Origin of the sequence: Psychrobacter sp. CAL346-MNA-CIBAN-0220 (assembly GCF_040309805.1) — a bacterium.
Lineage (GTDB): Bacteria > Pseudomonadota > Gammaproteobacteria > Pseudomonadales > Moraxellaceae > Psychrobacter.
The window spans coordinates 1-272 of record NZ_JBEOPF010000289.1; the positions used below are offsets into that span (position 1 = coordinate 1).

1 protein-coding gene is annotated in these 272 nt (G+C 39.3%); it reads left to right on the plus strand.

The annotated features are described in order from the left end of the window. Positions 1–272 (plus strand): DUF885 family protein (locus AAEY88_RS13680; RefSeq protein ID WP_350563265.1); only part of this gene is annotated, 272 nt, incomplete at both ends.

Below are 272 nucleotides of genomic sequence, written 5' to 3' on the forward strand. Positions count from 1 at the left end.
TCCCAGGACATTACACACAATTAGTCTTTTCTAACCAATCTCCTAGTTTAGTGAAAAGCTTATTTGGTAACGGTGCCATGATTGAAGGTTGGGCAGTGTATACCGAGCGTATGATGCTGGAAGAAGGTTATGGTAATTTTGAACCTGAAATGTGGTTGATGTATTACAAATGGAATTTACGGGTCATTTGTAACACTATTTTAGATTACAGCATTCAGGTTAACGGAATGGGTGAGCAAGAGGTGATTGACTTGCTCGAGAATGAAGCATTC